The 14617-nt window shown below is 70.0% G+C and carries 20 protein-coding genes; 11 read left to right on the top strand and 9 right to left on the bottom strand.

Annotated features, from left to right (window positions below):
- Position 1: 1 nt before the first annotated feature.
- From AC1RN0_RS07360 to AC1RN0_RS07370, 3 genes are read left to right on the top strand one after another with little or no spacing between them, the layout of a single operon-like run.
- Positions 2–358, top strand: a complete 357-nt coding sequence (locus tag AC1RN0_RS07360; protein ID WP_492786779.1) for a hypothetical protein — start codon at positions 2–4, stop codon at positions 356–358.
- Positions 355–720, top strand: a complete 366-nt coding sequence (locus tag AC1RN0_RS07365) for a hypothetical protein (RefSeq protein WP_492786780.1) — start codon at positions 355–357, stop codon at positions 718–720. Before AC1RN0_RS07360 ends, AC1RN0_RS07365 begins: the two co-directional genes overlap by 4 nt.
- A gap of 59 nt (positions 721–779) precedes the next feature.
- Positions 780–2018, top strand: coding sequence for an argininosuccinate synthase (locus AC1RN0_RS07370; RefSeq protein WP_492786781.1), 1239 nt, complete (start codon positions 780–782; stop codon positions 2016–2018).
- Positions 2019–2127: 109 nt separating this feature from the next.
- Here the strand turns inward: AC1RN0_RS07370 and AC1RN0_RS07375 are convergent, their stop codons facing one another.
- Complete coding sequence (locus AC1RN0_RS07375; RefSeq protein ID WP_492786782.1) at positions 2128–2334, bottom strand: KTSC domain-containing protein; 207 nt, start codon at positions 2332–2334, stop codon at positions 2128–2130.
- A 131-nt stretch (positions 2335–2465) separates the two neighbouring features.
- Here AC1RN0_RS07375 and AC1RN0_RS07380 point away from each other — a divergent pair, with 131 nt between their 5' ends.
- The 3 genes from AC1RN0_RS07380 (at position 2466) to AC1RN0_RS07390 (ending at position 4231) form a co-directional block, all read left to right on the top strand.
- Entirely contained in the window at positions 2466–2876 is a 411-nt protein-coding gene (locus AC1RN0_RS07380) for an MAPEG family protein (protein WP_492786783.1), read from the top strand.
- A gap of 61 nt (positions 2877–2937) precedes the next feature.
- A complete protein-coding gene (locus tag AC1RN0_RS07385) occupies positions 2938–3570 on the top strand; it encodes a LysE family translocator (protein ID WP_492786784.1) in 633 nt (210 codons plus the stop codon).
- An 82-nt stretch (positions 3571–3652) separates the two neighbouring features.
- Positions 3653–4231, top strand: a complete 579-nt coding sequence (locus tag AC1RN0_RS07390; protein ID WP_492786785.1) for a CC0125/CC1285 family lipoprotein — start codon at positions 3653–3655, stop codon at positions 4229–4231.
- A 65-nt stretch (positions 4232–4296) separates the two neighbouring features.
- Here AC1RN0_RS07390 and AC1RN0_RS07395 read toward each other — a convergent pair whose 3' ends face one another.
- Positions 4297–5085, bottom strand: a complete 789-nt coding sequence (locus AC1RN0_RS07395; RefSeq protein WP_492786786.1) for an SDR family NAD(P)-dependent oxidoreductase — start codon at positions 5083–5085, stop codon at positions 4297–4299.
- A gap of 53 nt (positions 5086–5138) precedes the next feature.
- Between AC1RN0_RS07395 and AC1RN0_RS07400 the strand changes: the two genes are divergently transcribed.
- Both AC1RN0_RS07400 and AC1RN0_RS07405 read left to right on the top strand, forming a co-directional pair.
- Positions 5139–5543, top strand: a complete 405-nt coding sequence (locus AC1RN0_RS07400; protein WP_492786787.1) for a YkvA family protein — start codon at positions 5139–5141, stop codon at positions 5541–5543.
- An 18-nt stretch (positions 5544–5561) separates the two neighbouring features.
- On the top strand, positions 5562–6215 hold the full coding sequence (locus tag AC1RN0_RS07405) for a lysoplasmalogenase (protein WP_492786788.1): 654 nt from the start codon (positions 5562–5564) through the stop codon (positions 6213–6215).
- On the opposite strand, the gene AC1RN0_RS07410 is transcribed toward AC1RN0_RS07405, so the two are convergent.
- From AC1RN0_RS07410 to AC1RN0_RS07430, 5 genes are read right to left on the bottom strand one after another with little or no spacing between them, the layout of a single operon-like run.
- Positions 6138–7145, bottom strand: coding sequence for a DMT family transporter (locus AC1RN0_RS07410; RefSeq protein ID WP_492786789.1), 1008 nt, complete (start codon positions 7143–7145; stop codon positions 6138–6140). The two genes, AC1RN0_RS07405 and AC1RN0_RS07410, sit on opposite strands and share 78 nt — an antisense overlap.
- A complete protein-coding gene (locus AC1RN0_RS07415; protein WP_492786790.1) occupies positions 7138–7869 on the bottom strand; it encodes a 2OG-Fe(II) oxygenase in 732 nt (243 codons plus the stop codon). Before AC1RN0_RS07415 ends, AC1RN0_RS07410 begins: the two co-directional genes overlap by 8 nt.
- Positions 7866–8597: a 2OG-Fe(II) oxygenase family protein gene (locus AC1RN0_RS07420; RefSeq protein ID WP_492786791.1), complete on the bottom strand. Its 732-nt coding sequence runs from the start codon at positions 8595–8597 to the stop codon at positions 7866–7868. The genes AC1RN0_RS07415 and AC1RN0_RS07420 overlap by 4 nt, the downstream gene beginning before the upstream one ends.
- 7 nt (positions 8598–8604) lie before the next feature.
- Positions 8605–9495, bottom strand: coding sequence for an SDR family NAD(P)-dependent oxidoreductase (locus AC1RN0_RS07425; protein ID WP_492786792.1), 891 nt, complete (start codon positions 9493–9495; stop codon positions 8605–8607).
- A 44-nt stretch (positions 9496–9539) separates the two neighbouring features.
- The gene (locus AC1RN0_RS07430) at positions 9540–10538 is read right to left on the bottom strand and encodes an NADPH:quinone oxidoreductase family protein (protein ID WP_492786793.1); all 999 of its coding nucleotides are present in this window, start codon (positions 10536–10538) and stop codon (positions 9540–9542) included.
- Positions 10539–10616: 78 nt separating this feature from the next.
- Here AC1RN0_RS07430 and AC1RN0_RS07435 point away from each other — a divergent pair, with 78 nt between their 5' ends.
- Positions 10617–11495: an isoaspartyl peptidase/L-asparaginase family protein gene (locus AC1RN0_RS07435; protein WP_492786794.1), complete on the top strand. Its 879-nt coding sequence runs from the start codon at positions 10617–10619 to the stop codon at positions 11493–11495.
- 100 nt (positions 11496–11595) lie between these two features.
- Here the strand turns inward: AC1RN0_RS07435 and AC1RN0_RS07440 are convergent, their stop codons facing one another.
- Together AC1RN0_RS07440 and AC1RN0_RS07445 are read right to left on the bottom strand one after the other, a co-directional pair.
- Positions 11596–12243: a cupin domain-containing protein gene (locus tag AC1RN0_RS07440; protein WP_492786795.1), complete on the bottom strand. Its 648-nt coding sequence runs from the start codon at positions 12241–12243 to the stop codon at positions 11596–11598.
- A 70-nt stretch (positions 12244–12313) separates the two neighbouring features.
- Positions 12314–12871 carry a sigma-70 family RNA polymerase sigma factor gene (locus tag AC1RN0_RS07445; protein ID WP_492786796.1) on the bottom strand — a complete coding sequence of 186 codons (558 nt, stop codon included), beginning with the start codon at positions 12869–12871 and terminating at the stop codon, positions 12314–12316.
- An 89-nt stretch (positions 12872–12960) separates the two neighbouring features.
- Here AC1RN0_RS07445 and rlmN point away from each other — a divergent pair, with 89 nt between their 5' ends.
- The gene (gene rlmN / locus AC1RN0_RS07450; protein ID WP_492786797.1) at positions 12961–14118 is read left to right on the top strand and encodes a dual-specificity RNA methyltransferase RlmN; all 1158 of its coding nucleotides are present in this window, start codon (positions 12961–12963) and stop codon (positions 14116–14118) included.
- Positions 14119–14184: 66 nt separating this feature from the next.
- Complete coding sequence (locus AC1RN0_RS07455) at positions 14185–14613, top strand: DUF350 domain-containing protein (protein WP_492786798.1); 429 nt, start codon at positions 14185–14187, stop codon at positions 14611–14613.
- The last annotated feature ends 4 nt before the right edge of the window (positions 14614–14617 follow it).

Here is a 14617-nt window from a genome sequence, read left to right on the forward strand (position 1 = left end):
GATGTCCTGGCCCCCGCCCGCCCTGCTGGTCTGGATCGCCACGCTGGGGGCCAGCCTGGTCCTCTCGATCCTCACCTGGCGGTCCACGACGGGCGGCCAGCTGATCGAAACCCCGGACGGCCTCGGCGGGCGTCGCAGCTACTCCCGGCTCCAGCTGGCAGCGATGCCGCCCCTGATCCTGATCGTGGCGGGCGTGGTGTTCTTCGTCATCCTCGGCGAAGGTCGTTCGCCCGGAGCGGCGATCTATTTCAGCGCCTGGATCGTCGCCCTGGCGGTCGCCCAGGGCGTCCTGATCGCCATGGTCAGGGCCAGGCGGCGCGGCCGCCAGGCGCGGCGCAAGGAGCTGTTCGGCGAATGATCCACATCCTCTCCATCCTCGGCGACGCCTTCTGGATCATGGCGCTGGCCCTGATGTGCTCCCTGTCGTGGAGCAGCTGGAAGAAGATCCCGGCCGGGACCAGGGTGCCTGTGGCCTGGAAGGGCGCGGTCGTGGCCACGCGGGTCGACCGCTTTTCCGCCCTGTGGGTGGTCCCGATCCTGGCCATCGCCGCCGGCGTCTGGCTGAAGTTCGAGAGCCGCGCGCCGGGTCTCGACCTCGACGGCGCCCTGATCGCCCTCGGCGTTCGCCTGACCCTCGCGCCGCTCGCGGCGGTGCTGCACCTGTCGCAGGTGCGGCGCGCGCTGATCACCCTCGACGCCGAAGGCCAACTCAAGGGTTGACCCCGGCCCCCCGGCGCCCTTGAACGCGCCGGAACTTGTCTCTCCCCAGGAACACCGCCGTGACCGCCAAGAAGTCCGTCAAGAAGGTCGTCCTCGCCTATTCGGGCGGCCTCGACACCTCGATCATCCTCAAGTGGCTGCAGACCGAATACGGGGCGGAGGTCATCACCTTCACCGCCGACCTCGGCCAGGGCGAGGAAATCGAGCCGGCGCGCGCCAAGGCGCTGGCGGCGGGCGTGAAGCCGGAGAACATCTTCATCGAGGACGTGCGCGAGGAGTTCGTGCGGGACTACGTCTTCCCCATGTTCCGCGCCAACACGGTCTACGAGGGCCAGTACCTGCTCGGCACCTCGATCGCCCGTCCGCTGATCGCCAAGAAGCAGATCGAGATCGCCCGCAAGATGGGCGCGGACGCGGTCAGCCACGGCGCCACCGGCAAGGGCAACGACCAGGTCCGCTTCGAGCTCGGCTACTATGGCCTCGAGCCCGACATCACCGTGATCGCCCCCTGGCGCGAATGGGACTTCAAGTCCCGCGAGGCCCTGCTCGACTTCGCCGAGAAGCACCAGATCCAGATCACCAAGGACAAGCGCGGCGAGGCGCCCTTCAGCGTCGACGCCAACCTTCTGCACAGCTCGTCCGAGGGCAAGGTGCTCGAGGACCCGGCCGTCGAGGCGCCCGAGTTCGTGCACATGCGCACGATCAGCCCCGAGGACGCGCCGGACAAGCCGACCGTCTTCACCATCGACTTCGAGAAGGGCGACCCGGTCGCCATCGACGGCGTGGCGATGTCGCCCGCCACCCTGCTGACCAGGCTGAACCAGCTGGGCCATGACAACGGCGTCGGCCGCCTCGACCTGGTCGAGAATCGCTTCGTCGGCATGAAGTCGCGCGGCGTCTACGAGACCCCCGGCGGCACGATCCTGCTGGCCGCCCACCGCGGCATCGAGTCGATCACGCTCGACCGCGGGGCCATGCACCTGAAGGACGAGCTGATGCCGAAGTACGCCTCGCTGGTCTACAACGGCTTCTGGTTCTCCCCCGAGCGCGAGATGCTGCAGGCGGCCATCGACTACAGCCAGGCCAGGGTCGCCGGCCAGGTGCGGGTCAAGCTCTACAAGGGCAACGTCACCGTCATCGGCCGCACCAGCCCCTACAGCCTCTACGACCAGGACCTGGTGACGTTCGAGGAGGGCAAGGTGGCCTACGACCACCGCGACGCCGGCGGCTTCATCAAGCTCAACGCCCTGCGCCTGCGCGTGCTGGCCAAGCGCGACCAGCGCGCCGCGAAGGAATAGGTCCGATCGGGGACAGGCGCTTGAGTGCGTGTCTCCGTCCGCTCGCAACCCACACTCGTCGTCCTCGGGCTTGTCCCGAGGATGACGGCGGTTTGAATTGGGTACGGCCCTAGCTGTCCAGCCGGTTGTACGGAAAGCGGTCGCGGATCTGGTCGATGAAGAAGCGGCCCTTGGAGTCGGCCGCGACGAAGCCGCGGTGCAGCTCGTCCGGCACGCCGACGTAGACGTACTCGCCCCCGTCGACGAACGTCACGAACAGCTTCTGGCGGTCATCCTCGTAGCGGATGTCGCGGATGGCGGTGGAAGCGAAGGGCATGGCGGTCTCCCGTGTTCCCGGCGGTCCACACGGTAAAAGGGCCGGGGCGGCCAAGGGTTCCGGCTTTGCGCGAAGCATGACAGGTTCCCCCCGGACGGCGCAGACCGTTGGGAACCGGGGAGCTTCTTCACATGCAAACGCACGCCTATGTCGCCATCGTCACGCTGCTGGCGTTGCTGGCCTACTTCTGGATGGGTCTCGGCGTCGGCGCCGCGCGTCGCAAGTCCGGCATCGCCGCGCCGGCCATGACCGGCGATCCGCTCCTCGAGCGGGCCGTGCGGGTGCAGGCCAACACCCTCGAATGGCTGCCGATCTTCCTGCCGTCGCTGTGGCTGTTCCACCTGTTCTGGACGCCGCAGGACCCGACCGGCGTGATCGCCTCGGCCATCGGCGCGGTGTGGATCGTCGGCCGCATTCTCTACGCCCTCGGCTACGTCAAGGATCCGGGCAAGCGCGAGCTGGGCTTCCTGGTCCAGACCCTGGCCGCCGCCGTCCTGCTGTTCGGCGCGCTCGGCAAGGCCGTGCTGATCCTGCTGGCCTGATCTGTCTTCCGGCGCGGGACCGGCTGGTCGAAGCGGGGCGGGGACGCTAAGCCCCCCGCTCATGGCCTTCCCCGTCGATCCCGCCCGTTACAGCGCCTTCCTGGCGACCATGGTCCTGATGGCGATCACGCCCGGGCCCGCCAACCTGTTCGCCATCGCCACGGGGCTGCAGCGCGGCCGCGTCCAGGTGCTGATCGGCGTGGCCGGGATGAACGCCGCCACCCTGGTCTGGTTCACCGGCGCGGCGCTCGGCCTCAGCGCCCTGATGGCCGCGTTTCCCGCCGCCTTCCGGCTGCTGGCGATCGGCGGCGGGCTGTATGTCGCCTGGCTGGGGGTGAGTTCGATCCGCGCGGGCCTGCGCGGCGAGGGCGGCCCGGCCGAACGTCCGGCGGTCCACGGCGCCCGGTCGGCCTTCCTCGACGGCTTCTCGGTGCAGATCGCCAATCCCAAGGCGCTGCTGTTCTTCACCGCCGTGCTGCCGCCGTTCCTCGACCCCGCGCGGGCCGTGCCGCCGCAGCTGCCGTGGTACGCCGCCGCGACCATCGGCATGGATGTCATGGCCATGACCGCCTACGGCCTCGGCGGCGCGGCCCTCGCCGGGCGGATGAACGAGCCGGCCTTTCGCCGCGTCTACGCCCTGACGGTCGGGGTGCTGCTGATCGCGGTGGCGGTCCTGATCCTGACGCGCCGGTAGTCTGTTCCCGCTTGGCGCAACCGTCCGCAGGGCCCATGTGTTGTGCTCACACAGGGACAAACCTCGTGCTGGAGCAACGACGATGACCTTCAAGGCGGCCGCCCTCGCGGTGGCGCTGGTCGCGACGGCAGGCCTTTCGGCTTGCGCCACGGCCACCCCCTACCAGCCCAATGTCCGCGGTCAGGCGGTTTCGGGCGGATTCTCCGAGACCCGGCTCGAAGCCGACCGGTTCCGGGTGAACTTCGCCGGCAACAGCCTGACGTCGCGCGAGACGGTGGAGCGCTATCTGCTGTTCCGGGCGGCCGAGCTGACGGTGGCGCAGGGCGGGGACTGGTTCGCGCTGGTCGAGCGGCAGACCGACCGCAAGGCCCGCACCTACGTCGATCCCAATCCCTACGGCCCGTACGGTCCCTACAGCTACTGGCGGCCCTACTGGCGCTACTACGGCCCGAGCTGGGGCTGGCGCGCCTGGGACCCGTTCTACGGCGATCCGTTCTGGGCCGACCGCATCGATGTGCGCACGGTCGAGAAGTTCGAGGCTTCGGCCGAGATCCTCATCGGCCACGGGGCCAAGCCCGCAAACGATCCGCGCGCCTTCGACGCCCGCGAGGTCATGGCCAACCTGGGACCGTCGATCGTGCGGCCGCCGGCGGCGCAGTGACGGGCAGAAAAAAGGGCGGCCTCCTTCCGGAAGCCGCCCCGTTTTCCGTCGCGATGGACCGCGGTCTAGCGCGGGGCCATCCGGATCGAGCCGTCCAGACGGACGTCTTCGCCGTTGAAGTAGCCGTTGCGGATCATCTCCAGCGCCAGCGAGGCGTATTCTTCCGCCTGGCCGAGACGCTTGGGGAAGGGCACCTGGGCGCCCAGGGCGGCCTTGACCGCTTCCGGCGCGGCGGCCAGCAGCGGGGTGTTGAAGATGCCCGGCAGGATGGTGTTGACGCGGATGGCTTCGCTCGACAGGTCGCGGGCGATCGGCAGGGTCATGCCGACGACGCCGCCCTTGGACGCCGAATAGGCCGCCTGGCCGATCTGGCCGTCCTCGGCCGCCACCGACGCGGTGTTGATGATCACGCCGCGATCACCGTCCGGCAGGGGCTCCAGGGTCAGCATGCCGGCCGCCGACTTGGCGATGCAGCGGAAGGTGCCGACCAGGTTGATCTGGATGATCATGTCGAAGTGCGACAGCGGGAAATGCTTGATTTCGCCGGTGTTCTTGTCGCGGCTGGCGGTCTTGGCCGCGTTGCCGGTGCCGGCGCAGTTGACCAGGATGCGCTCCTGGCCGTTGGCCGCGCGGGCCTTTTCGAAGCCGGCGTCGACGTCGGCGTCGCTCGTCACGTTGACGGCGCAGAAGGTGACGCCCAGCTCCTTCTCGAGCGCGGCGCCCCGTTCGGCCTGACGGTCGAGGTCGAAGATGGCGACCTTGACGCCTTGGGCGACCAGCGCGCGGACAGTGGCCTCGCCGAGGCCGGAGGCGCCGCCGGTGACGACGGCGGAAATGGAGGAATCAAGCTTCATGGACGGCTCCCCGATCCTTATGTTGAATACAGTTCGGAAAGGGGTTTATCCCGATGAGCGCCGAATCCAAGCCGTCACCCGACGTAAACCAGGTCATTGATCCTGGCCGGGCCCTCGTTCCCGAGGTCGTCCAGGTCAACGAACGTCGCGTCACACGGGGTTTCTGGCCCAAGATGCGACGCGTCGCCGCGCGCATCCCGTTCGCCTCCGACGCCCTGTCGATCTGGTGGTGCGCCCGCGATCCGGCCACGCCGGCCGCCGCCAAGGGCATGATGCTCGCCGCCCTGGCCTATTTCGTCCTGCCGACCGACGCCATTCCGGACATTCTCGCGGGAATCGGCTTTACCGATGACGCGGCGGTGTTCGCGGCGCTGCTGGCGGTGGTCGGCAAGAATATCAAGCCGCATCACCGCGACGCCGCGCGGGCCTGGCTGGCGAAGGTGACGGCGGACGACTGACGACTCTCGGCGGGGGCCATGGACGACATCAACACCGTGCTGACCGTGGTGTCGGCCCTGGCGGCCCTGACCTACGGGCTGATCATGACCGGCCAGGCGCCGTCGCTGCAGCGGACGGTGGTCAAGGTCGCGGCCGTCGGCGCCATCGCGGTGATCGCCTTCTTCTCCAATGCGCCCTGGCTGCTGGCCGCGGGCCTGCTGCTGTGCGTGGTCGGCGACGGCTTCCTGGCCGGCGACCCGCGGCGCTGGCTGCCGGCCGGGCTGTTCGCCTTCCTCGTCGGCCATGTGCTGCTGATCTTCCTGTTCCAGGAAACCCGCGACCCGGCGCTGGAGATGACGCCGCCGCAGCTGACGGGGGCCGTCGCCGTCGGGCTGGCCGCCGTGGCCGTGCTGGCCTGGCTGTGGCGCGCGCTGGGGCCTATGCGGGCGGCCGTGACCCTCTATGTCATCGTCATCGCGGTGATGGTCGGCTCGAGCTTCCTGCTGCCGGCCTTCTACTGGCCGGCGATGCTCGGGGCGGTGCTGTTCATGACCTCCGACGCGATCCTCGCCGGGTCGCTGTTCCGCGAGGAGGCGCTGTTCGGATCGGACCGGCTAACCCGCTGGGCGGTCTGGTTTCTCTACTACGGCGGTCAGGCGCTGATCGCCTGGGCCTTCCTGCGCCTGCCCTGAGGCGGCCGCCAGCCGCGCCTGCCGGGCCACGTACTGTTCGCGGAAGGTGATGAACAGGGTCGAGGCCACGACGATCGCGGCCCCGATCGCCGTCGCGAGGCCCGGCACCTCGTGGAAGATGAAGAAGCCCGTGGCCGTGGTGAACACCAGCCGGCTGTAGTCGATCGGCGCCATGGCGCCCGCGTCGCCGATCTGCATGCCCTTGATGTAGCAGGCCTGGGTGATGGTCCCGAAGACGCCCATGCTGGCCAGCAGGAACAGGTCGAAGGGATTGGGCCAGCGCCAGACGAACACCGCGCCGGGAATCGAGAACACCAGCCCCAGCACCGCCGACCAGACCAGCAGGGTGAACGGCGAGTGGTCGCGGGTCATCACCTTCATGCCGGTGATGGTGGTGGCGAACATCGCCGCTGAGGCCAGCGCCGCCAGCTGGCCCATGCCGAAGCCGTGGTGGTCGCCGGCGCCGGGCCGCAGCATGACCAGAACGCCGAAGAAGCCGACCAGGGCCGCGCCGATGCGCAGCGCGCCGGTCTTTTCCCGCAGGATGAACATCGCCAGCGGCACCATCCACAGGGTGCGGGTGAACGACAGGGCGTTGGCCTCGGCCAGCGGCAGCTTCTGGAAGGCGTAGAAGCTGAGGATCATCGCCAGGGTGCCGACCGCCGAGCGGAACAGCAGGATGCCGGGGCGGGTGGTGTGGAAGGCGCCGTGCCAGTCGCGGGCGATCAGCGGGGCCAGTACCAGCAGCCCGGCCGCCTGGCGGTAGAAGGTCTGCAGCGCCGCCGGATAGTCGGCGCCGAGGAACTTGATCAGGGTGGTCATCACCGTGAAGCCGAGCGCCGAGCCCAGCATCCACAGCGCGCCCCGCACGTTGGGCGCCAGTTTCGGCCGCTCGGCCAGCGCCGGGACGGGAGGGAGGTCTTCAGGCATCGCGGGCCGATCGTATCCAGCCGGTGATCGACAGCCGGGGTTCCGAGGCGAAGCTGGCCACCTGGGTCACGGTATGGGGCGCGGGCACGCGGAAGATGTTCAGCGCGTTGAAGGTCGGGACATAACCCTCGTCGATGTGGCCGTCCTGGCCCGGGAAGATCAGCAGGCCGCCCCAGTCCGGTCGCCACACCGGCGTGAAGTTCAGTACGAAGGCGAACAGCCGGTGCTTGCCCTCGGCGGCGTCGGTATGGGTGGTGAGGAAGTCGCCCGGCCGGTAGCGGGTGGCCATGGCGTCGCAATAGACCGCGTCCGGCTCGCCCGTGAGCGTGCGGATGAAGGCCAGATAGGGCGCGCTGTTGATCAGGTCATAGACCGCCTCGACCGGCGCGCAGAAGCCGCCGCGCCGCTTGCCGGCCTCGAGCTCGTCGCTCAGCCGCCAGGCGTCGAACTGGTAGAGGAAGCCGGTGCGCGCGGCCTCGCGGGTCGCCGTGTCGAGCACCGCGCGGTGCTCGGGCGGCATGCCGTCCCAGGCCTCGATGGTCGTGTCGAGCGCCCGGCCGCCGATCTGCACGGCGCGGGTCCAGGGCGCGTCGCCCGACAGCACCGCGCTGACCGCTTCCGCCTGGGCGGTCGGCAGGATGCCGGGAATGTGCAGCCGGCCGTTGCGGGCGAAGGCGCCGGCGAGGGCCTTGGGGTCGAGGGCGGGATTCAGGGTCAGGGTCATCGCGCGCGCACCCAGCCGGTGATCGACAGACGCGGCCCCCCGGCGAACGGCGCCACGATGGACACCGCGTGCTCCTGCGGGACACGGAAGAGGTTCAGGGCGTTGAACGTCGGGGCGTAGCCCTCGGCGACATGGCCGTCCTCGTCGAGGAAGTTCAGCACCCCGCCCCAGTCGGCCCGCCAGACGGGCGTGAAGTTGAGCACATAGGCGAACAGTCGCTTCTTGCCGACGATGTCGTCGTCGTGGGCCGACAGGAAGTCGCCCGCCCGGTAGCGCGAGACCATCACGTCGCTGTAGGCGCAGCGCGGTTCGCCGGTCAGGGTTCGCACGAACGACAGGAAGGCCTCGCCGTTGAGGAAGTCATGGACCGCCTCGAGCGGCGCTAGCGCCCCGCCCCGACGCTTGCCGGCGAGGATGTCGTCGCTGGCCCGCCAGGCGTCGAAGCGGAAGCAGAAGCCGGCCCGCGCCGCCGCCGCCATGTCGGCGTCGAAGGCGGCGCGCAGGTCGGGCGTCATGGCCTCGAAGTCCCGCAACGAGCCGTCGAGGCTGGGGCCGTTGGTCCGCCACGACTTGACCCAGGGGACGCTGTCGCCGCTGATCGCCGCGCCGATCCCGGCCGCCGCCTCCCGGCTGAACACGCCGGGCAGGTGGATGCGGCCCGATCGCGCGAAGACCGGGGCGATCCGCCGGGGATCCAGGGCCGGGTCGATGACCAGCGGGGTCGTCACAGGGCTGTCAGCCTCCCGCGCGCTGGGCGATCATCGCCGCCTGCATCTGCTGCGCCTGCTCGGGCGTGATGCCGAGCGCCGCGAGGATCGGGCTGGGCGCCTCGAGATCCCATGAGCCGCGGCCGCCGATGGTCAGGCCGCCGTCGACCACGATGTGGGTGCCGGTGACGAACAGCGAGTCATCGCTGGCCAGATAGAGCGCCGCGCGGGCGATATCCTCGGGCATGCCGGCCTTGGGAATCGGCTGGACCTTGGGACCGGCCTCCTCGAAGCGGGCGGCCATCTGGTCGGCGACGTCTCGGGGCAGGCCCATCGAGGCGCCGAAGATCGAGGTGGCGATCAGGCCCGGGCAGATGGCGTTGACGCGGATCTTCTTCGGCGACAGCTCGGCCGCCGCGCAGCGCGACATGTGGATCACGGCGCACTTGGCCGCCGAATAGGCCAGCGGGCCGAAGCCCGCCTGCAGGCCGGCGATCGAGGCGGTGTTGATGATCGAGCCGCCGCCGCGTTCGACCATCAGGGGCATGGCGTGCTTCATGCCGACGGCCGGGCCCCGCACCAGCAGGGCGAAGGTGGCGTCCCAGGCCTCGACGTCGACCTCGGAAACGTTGCCCGGAGCGCCGCCGTGGCCGGCGTTGTTGAACAGGATGTCGAGGCCGCCGAACTGGTCGGCGGCCATCTTCACGGCGTTGGCGATGTCCTTCTCGCTGGTGACATCGCAGTGGGCGTAGCGGATGCGGCCGTCGAACCGCTTCTCGAGCATGGCGCCCTTCTCGTCCTGCAGGTCGGCGGCGATCACGCAGGCCCCTTCCCGCGCGAACAGCTCAACCGTGCCCAGGCCGATGCCCGAAACCCCGCCGGTGATGAGGGCGACCTTGCCCTCCAGACGACCCGCCATGTGTATCTTCCCTGATTTCGTTATGTTTTCTTTGTCTTCAGTCGTCAGCCGGTGACCACGACCACCTTGCCCATGGCCTTGCGGCTGGCGAGGTGGGCGATGGCGTCGCCCGCCCGCTCGAGCGGGAAGGTCTCGGACACGTGCGGCTTGATCTTGCCGGCCGTGTACAGGTCCATCAGTTCCTTGACGTTCTGCTGGTGCGCCTTCGGATCGCGGGCCACGGCCGCGCCCCAGAACACGCCGACGATGTCGCAGGACTTCAGCAGCGTCAGGTTCAGCGGCACCTTGGGGATGCCCGCCGGGAAGCCGATGACCAGGAAGCGACCGCCCCAGCCGGCGGCGCGGATGGTCGCCTCGGCATAATCGCCGCCGACGGCGTCATAGGCCACGTCCCAGCCGTTCGGGCCGCAGGCGTCCTTGAACAGGTTGGCCAGGGCCTTGGTCCCGTCCTTGTCGAACGGGCCGGTCGGGTAGACGACGCCGCTGTCGGCGCCGCGGGCGATGGCCAGGTCGACCTTGGCCTGGCTCGAAGCGGCGGCGATGACCTTCGCGCCCATGGCCTTGCCCAGTTCCACGGCGGCCAGGCCCACGCCCCCGGCGGCGCCGAGCACCAGCAGGGTCTCGCCGGGCTTGAGATAGCCGCGGTCCTTCAGGCCGTAATAGGAGGTGCCGTAGGTCATCATGAAGGCGGCGCCTTCCTCGAACGACATCGAGTCGGGGATCGGCACCACGCGGGCGGCGTCCAGCGCCAGCTCCTCGGCCATGCCGCCCCAGCCGGTGTTGGCCAGCACGCGCTGGCCGACCTTCAGATGGGTGACGCCCTCGCCCAGTTCCTTGACCACGCCGGCCACCTCGCCGCCCGGAGCGAACGGCCGCGTCGGCTTGAACTGGTACATGTCCTCGATGATCAGCACGTCGGGATAGTTGACGCCGCAGGCCTTGACCGACAGCACCACCTGGCCGGGACCGGCCTTGGGGCTGGGCAGCTCCTCGATGACCAGGGTCTCCGGTCCGCCCACGCTCTTGCTCAGCACCGCCCGCATGCGTCTCTCCCGCTCTTTCATTGAATGGCCCGGAAGGGTATCGCGGGCCTTTCCGCGTTTATAGGCGGGAGGGACGCGTTGGCGAACAATTGTTTGAGTCTGGTGGTGCATGGCGGCGCGGGCGCGAAGCGCGGCCGCGACTACAGCCGGGAGATCGCCCACATGCGCGGCGTGGTCGAGGCCGGGCGCGACCGGCTGCTGGCCGGGGCGCTGGCGCTGGACGTGGCCGAGTCCGTGACGGCCGAGCTGGAGGCGTCCGGCCTCTATGTCGCCGGCCGGGGCGCCTCGCCCAACACCGTCGGCCAGTACGAGCTCGACGCCTGCCTGATGGACGGCTTCACCGGCCGGGCCGGGTCGGTCGCGGCGCTGCAGGGGTTCGAGAGTCCGGTGGGGGTGGCGCGGGCGATCATGGACTGGACCCCGCACGTCATGCTGGCCGGCGACGGCGCCGCGCGGTTCGCGGCGGACCAGAAGCTGCCCGCCATCGCCGATGACGCGGCATGGTTCACCCATGCCGGACAGGACGAGTCCAACCATCCGCCCGGAACACTCGCGCACGGCACGGTCGGCTGCGTGGTGCGCGACATGGAGGGCCGGCTGGCCGCCGCCACTTCGACCGGCGGCGTGTTCGGCAAGCTGCCGGGCCGCGTCGGCGACACGCCGCTGATCGGCGCCGGCGGCTGGGCTGACCAGCGGGTGGCCGTGTCCTGCACCGGCCAGGGCGAGTATTTCGTGCGCGTCGCCGCGGCCGCGCAGCTGGCCCATCGCGTGCGCTTCGGCGGTCAGACCCTGGCCGAGGCGGCGGACGCGGTGCTGGCGGAAATCAGGGCCCTGGGCGGCGAGGGCGGCCTGATCGCGGTCGACGCGGACGGCAATGTCGCCATGCCGTTCGTCTCGGCCGGCATGAAGCGCGCGGCGCTGCTGCCGGGCGGCGAGATCGTGTCAGAGGCGTTCTGATCAGAAGGGGACTGGTAAAGCTGTCGCTCGGGACGGTTTGCCCTGTCCCCTTTCACGCTGATGGGGACAGGTTAACCTGTCCCCGTGTGGCCCGTGTGGCCTACAGCCCGCTCAAACGCTGGAACAGGCCGAACGCACCCTCGAAGCGCGCGCCGCCGCCGAGGCTGACGCCGAGGGCGTAGCAGACGCCGTCCTTTTCGGCGATCGGCGCGTGCACGAAGCCGGGCTGGGCGATGTTGACGTCGCCCGGGCCGAACCGCTGGTGACCGTCGTGGAAGGCCCCGGTGACCACCAGGGTGTATTCCTCGCCGTCATGGTCGTGCGGCGCGACGCCGTGGCCGGGCTCGATGCGCAGCAGCTCGGTCTCGCCCTCGCCGCCCGTGGCCAGCTTCAGGCCGCGGATGCCGAAGCCGAGGAAGCGCCATTTGCGGCCCGCGCCGATCGCCTCGAACACGGCCTCGCGCAGCGGGTCGGGCAGGGCCAGCACCTCGCCGAGCCCCTTGCCGGCGCCGCGGGCGGCCGAACGGGCGCGATCGTCGATCGCCTCCAGCGCCGCGATGCGGGCGAGCGCCGCGTCGGCCGCGCCGCCGGCCATGGCCAGCGGCGACTCGGTGTCGAGAAAGGCGCCGCCCAGAACGTCCGACGGCCGCGGCGGCGACTGGTCCCCACGCAGGACAGCCGCCGTCGCTTCCATCAGGCGCAGGCCGGGATGGCTGGCGGGGTCGGGAAGGGGCGTCACGGCGGTCATGCGGTCAGGCAACTCCTTGAAAAGCCGGGATATGGAGCGGGTTCCGCCGGGGTCAAGGCGAGGGACCGGTTCATCGCGCCGCCTCCAGGCCGCGCCGCAGCTTGTCGAACGCCAGCCGCAGGCGCGACTTGACCGTGCCCAGGGCCAGGCCGAAGCGCTCGGCGATCTCGCTGTGGGTCAGGTCCTCGTAGAAGGCGGCCCGGACCATCTCGCGCTGCTCGGGCGGCAGCTCCGCCAGGGCCAGCGCCACCTGCGTCTCGCGCTGGCGCGCTTCCAGCCCGGCGTCCGGCGGCGGCAGCGCCTCGGGGCTCAGCTGCGGATCGTCGGGATCGAGCGTCGCGGTGCGTTCGCGGCGGAACAGGTCGATGCGCCGGTTGCGGGCGATGCGGAAGATCCAGGTCGAGACGCTGGCCTTGCCCGCGTCGAAGCTGCCGGCCTTGCGCCAGACCGCGACCATCACCTCCTGGGTCAGGTCCTCGGCGCGCGCGGATTCGAGACCCAGCCGGGCCAGATAGCCCTTCACCCGGGGAGCGTAGTGATCGAACAGCGCCGCATAGGCCGCGCGATCGCCGTGGCGGGCGATGCGGTCCATCAACTCGGCGAAGGGGTCGCTGTCGGCGCGGTTCACCCCCAAGGGATAGTCACGCCCGCTCCGATTGGTCCAGTGCGCGGTTTTCTGATATGGGGACTTCCCTCATTCCATCGGAAGCCTTTGCCTTGGGCGCGACCCTCAATCTTGCTCGCGCGACGCCCGCCGTCGCCGCACCCGTCAACCTCTCGGGCCTGACCCGGGCAGGGCTGGCGCGCGCCCTCGTCGAGGCCGGCGCCGTCCCGGCCGACAAGGCGAAGATGCGGGCGACCCAGGTGTTCCGCTGGATCCACCATCGCGGGGCCACGAGCTTCGACCAGATGACCGACGTGGCCAAGGACACCCGCGCCGCCCTGGCCGAACACTTCACCCTGGCCCGGCCGGAGATCGTCGAGCGCCAGGTGTCGAAGGACGGCACGCGCAAGTGGCTGATCCGCACCGCCCCGGGCATCGAGATCGAGGCCGTCTACATTCCCGACGTCGGCCGGTCGGGCGCCCTGTGCGTGTCCAGCCAGGTCGGCTGCACGCTGAACTGCACCTTCTGCCACACGGGCACCCAGGCGCTGGTGCGCAACCTGACCGCGGCCGAGATCGTCGCCCAGGTGCAGGTCTGCAAGGACGACCTCGAGGAATGGCCGTCCGACCGCGAGGACCGTCGCCTCAGCAACATCGTGTTCATGGGCATGGGCGAGCCGCTGTACAATCTCGACAACGTCGCCGACGCCATCGACATCATCAGCGACAACGAGGGGATCGCCATCTCCCGCCGGCGCATCACCGTCTCAACCAGCGGCGTGACGCCGGAGCTCAAGGCGCTCGGCGAGCGGACCCAGGCCATGCTGGCCATCAGCCTGCACGCCACCAACGACCCGCTACGCGACGTGCTGGTGCCGATCAACCGCAAGTACGACATCGCCAACCTGATGGAGGCGATCCGGGCCTATCCGGGGATCAGCAACGCCCGCCGCGTGACGTTCGAATACGTCATGCTCAAGGGGGTCAACGACAGCCCCGAGGAAGCGCTGGCCCTGGTCAGGCTGCTCAAGGGTATTCCGGCCAAGATCAACCTGATCCCGTTCAATCCCTGGCCCGGCACGGACTACGAATGCTCCGACTGGGCGACCATCGAGCGGTTCGCGGCGATCCTCAACAAGGCCGGCTATTCCAGCCCGATCCGCACCCCGCGCGGCCGCGACATCCTCGCCGCCTGCGGCCAGCTGAAGTCCGAAAGCGAGAAGGTTCGCGCGTCGGTCCGCCGCAAGGCCGAGACGCTCGCGTCAGGCTAGAAGCTTGCATGGGATGGCGCGCGTCGTGCTAACCCTTTCGCACGCCGTTCCCTGATGGACTGATCGATGCCGCCGCAACTCCAATCGATGGAAATCCAGGCCTTCTCGACGGGCTTCGTGACCACGCTGGGCCACGCCGGCCTGACCCTGGTCCTGCTGCTGTTCGGGGCCTTCCTCTATGTCATGCTGACGCCGCACCGCGAGATCGCCCTGATCCGCGACGGCAACGCCGCCGCGGCCCTGTCGCTGGGCGGCGTGCTGGTCGGCCTGGCCCTGCCGCTGGCCTCGTCGCTGAGCGCCTCGGTCTCGCCGCTCGAGATCGGCATCTGGGGCGTGGCCACGATCGGCGTGCAGCTGCTGGTGTTCAAGGTCATCGACTGGTTCCTGCACGGCCTGCCCCAGCGCATCCAGGACGGCGAGATGTCCGCCGCCCTGCTGCTGGTCGGGGCCAAGCTGGCCAGCGCGATCATCCTCGCCGCGGCCCTGGCCGGCTAGACCG

The sequence above is a fragment of the Caulobacter sp. GW821-FHT12F03 genome, assembly GCF_058806855.1.

What these genes read in the sequence shown, in the direction of transcription:
- AC1RN0_RS07360 (WP_492786779.1), top strand. Translation starts at nt 2, where the DNA reads ATGTCCTGGCCCCCGCCCGCCCTGCTGGTCTGGATCGCCACGCTGGGG.
- AC1RN0_RS07365 (WP_492786780.1), top strand. Translation starts at nt 355, where the DNA reads ATGATCCACATCCTCTCCATCCTCGGCGACGCCTTCTGGATCATGGCG.
- AC1RN0_RS07375 (WP_492786782.1), bottom strand. Translation starts at nt 2,334, where the DNA reads ATGCCCTTCGCTTCCACCGCCATCCGCGACATCCGCTACGAGGATGAC.
- AC1RN0_RS07380 (WP_492786783.1), top strand. Translation starts at nt 2,466, where the DNA reads ATGCAAACGCACGCCTATGTCGCCATCGTCACGCTGCTGGCGTTGCTG.
- AC1RN0_RS07385 (WP_492786784.1), top strand. Translation starts at nt 2,938, where the DNA reads ATGGCCTTCCCCGTCGATCCCGCCCGTTACAGCGCCTTCCTGGCGACC.
- AC1RN0_RS07390 (WP_492786785.1), top strand. Translation starts at nt 3,653, where the DNA reads ATGACCTTCAAGGCGGCCGCCCTCGCGGTGGCGCTGGTCGCGACGGCA.
- AC1RN0_RS07395 (WP_492786786.1), bottom strand. Translation starts at nt 5,085, where the DNA reads ATGAAGCTTGATTCCTCCATTTCCGCCGTCGTCACCGGCGGCGCCTCC.
- AC1RN0_RS07400 (WP_492786787.1), top strand. Translation starts at nt 5,139, where the DNA reads ATGAGCGCCGAATCCAAGCCGTCACCCGACGTAAACCAGGTCATTGAT.
- AC1RN0_RS07405 (WP_492786788.1), top strand. Translation starts at nt 5,562, where the DNA reads ATGGACGACATCAACACCGTGCTGACCGTGGTGTCGGCCCTGGCGGCC.
- AC1RN0_RS07410 (WP_492786789.1), bottom strand. Translation starts at nt 7,145, where the DNA reads ATGCCTGAAGACCTCCCTCCCGTCCCGGCGCTGGCCGAGCGGCCGAAA.
- AC1RN0_RS07415 (WP_492786790.1), bottom strand. Translation starts at nt 7,869, where the DNA reads ATGACCCTGACCCTGAATCCCGCCCTCGACCCCAAGGCCCTCGCCGGC.
- AC1RN0_RS07425 (WP_492786792.1), bottom strand. Translation starts at nt 9,495, where the DNA reads ATGGCGGGTCGTCTGGAGGGCAAGGTCGCCCTCATCACCGGCGGGGTT.
- AC1RN0_RS07430 (WP_492786793.1), bottom strand. Translation starts at nt 10,538, where the DNA reads ATGCGGGCGGTGCTGAGCAAGAGCGTGGGCGGACCGGAGACCCTGGTC.
- AC1RN0_RS07440 (WP_492786795.1), bottom strand. Translation starts at nt 12,243, where the DNA reads ATGACCGCCGTGACGCCCCTTCCCGACCCCGCCAGCCATCCCGGCCTG.
- AC1RN0_RS07455 (WP_492786798.1), top strand. Translation starts at nt 14,185, where the DNA reads ATGCCGCCGCAACTCCAATCGATGGAAATCCAGGCCTTCTCGACGGGC.